This is a genomic window from Vibrio sp. MEBiC08052, assembly GCF_001506075.1.
GTDB lineage: Bacteria > Pseudomonadota > Gammaproteobacteria > Enterobacterales > Vibrionaceae > Vibrio.
This window is the reverse complement of the sequence record NZ_KQ947476.1, coordinates 280786-282528: the sequence shown is the minus strand read 5'-3', so window position 1 is coordinate 282528 and position 1743 is coordinate 280786. Positions and strand designations below refer to the sequence as shown.

Genomic DNA, 1743 nt, shown 5'->3' with positions numbered 1-1743 from the left:
GCGGTGGTCGGGTCTTTGGGACGGGCTTCTTCGAGTAATAAAATATCTGGTAATGGCTGGGCGACATCCATATAGCACTGAATCATATTCCACAGCCGGTAATATTCAGCGACAGTTTCATGCGGGGTGACTAACACCCCCAGTGGCACGCCATGCATCGAGCCGCTATAGCGGTGTGCCAATAATAACGAGTAATTGACTAAGCCTTGCTGACTCGGCGTGGTGGCCAGAATGCAGTCAAATTCAACAAAGGGATACGAATAACGGACTTTGCCGCCCCGTTTATATAGGGTCACCATACCGGTACGGCGGTTGAGCTCAAACAGTTTCCGGGCATCGAGTAATTTACTGAGTAACTTAGGTTTCCAGTAGCCTCGGTTATAGAGTTCGAATTGGCCCCAAATAATAGAGCAAGGCAATATAATATAAGTAATGTAAAATTTGATAAACAACAGAGCGTCATAATCCCCAGATGTTACCAATAATAGTAATAATACACTCAATATCATAATGATGGATATATAGAGAATTGTAACTTTAGCTAAGCCGGATATAACTAAATATATTCGTGCCCAAATATTACCGGTCAAGCCTTCTAACGTCTGTTCATCCCAAAAACATTCCTGATTTTTGGCAGTTGCCTTCATTTTTTGCCACTGGCTGGGAGAGACTTGTGCGGTGCGGGTACTCACAGTCTGGGTTGGCCGGCTCCACGGCAGCATTCGTTGCCCGGCAGACAGTAAGCGCTGGGCGAGTGTTTTCTCCGGGCGCGGTTTCTGCGGAGGGACCTGATTGCTGCGATAGGCGTGTTGTTGATAAACGGTTTGACTCATGGATGGTTACCCTTGCTGTAATTGTGCTTGCGGAGCGGCCGGTGTCTCCGGTTGTGGGTCATTTATTCGTTCTTTCCTAAGCTTTAATAGAGCACGCAGTCAGGACATCTTTAAATGTCATATGAAGTTGTTCGTGTTGATTCAAAATTAATCTCATATCAATAATCTAAATGTCCTCACTTGAGGATGACCGATTATAACCCAATCTAAATATGAATCATGATGAATTGGTGTTTCAAAACAGCACAGTGTGAAATTACTCGCAAAATAATGACACACCCAGTGTGAGCAAAGTATGAGATTTTACGCTATGACACGCGCTTTATTTCCTTATGACTCGTCAGCAAATCAGATACTGCTTAAGCTCCATCTGCACCGATAAAAACCGGTGTCGGGATTGGAACACCGTATAAAACCACAGACGCACAAATTCACTTATCTTGTACTGATGAGTCTTTGTGTGTAGCCTTTACTCACTCCGATTATGGTGAGCTGGGTATAGGACTGACTCTGTCAGGCCGCAACCTGTGGTGCGGTAGTTCCAAACCTTGCTCAGTTCACCACCTCTGAGATTGGAACCTCTGGTGGTGATTTTTGAAACTCTACAGGAGGCCATGATGCCAAATTCAACCACTCATCTTGATTTACACCTGACCGCTCGCGGTTATCTGATTGATTTCCTTGCCACCAGCACCGCACCTTCCGTTGACCAAAATGAATTGCGTGAGATTCTGCTATTTCTCAATAATCTGATTACGTTTGATGAGCTGAATTTGATTAAAGAAGACGTAGAAGGGATTTAAGAAATATAAAGAGGGATCAGGTTGCTGACCCCTCTTTTTCTATATTCATGATGCTTTGGCAAAAATATCAATTTCCGGGCCGGTTTCCGACATCTTGCTCTGTTTGG

The 1743-nt window shown here is 44.4% G+C and carries 2 protein-coding genes; one reads left to right on the top strand and one right to left on the bottom strand.

The annotated features are described in order from the left end of the window. Positions 1–833, bottom strand: an 833-nt coding sequence (locus VRK_RS21365) for a hypothetical protein (protein WP_059123015.1), incomplete at its 3' end; no start/stop codon positions are given. A gap of 614 nt (positions 834–1447) precedes the next feature. Here VRK_RS21365 and VRK_RS18695 point away from each other — a divergent pair. After that, complete coding sequence (locus VRK_RS18695; RefSeq protein WP_157372029.1) at positions 1448–1636, top strand: hypothetical protein; 189 nt, start codon at positions 1448–1450, stop codon at positions 1634–1636. Positions 1637–1743 lie beyond the last annotated feature (107 nt).

What these genes read in the sequence shown, in the direction of transcription:
- VRK_RS18695 (WP_157372029.1), top strand. Translation starts at nt 1,448, where the DNA reads ATGATGCCAAATTCAACCACTCATCTTGATTTACACCTGACCGCTCGC.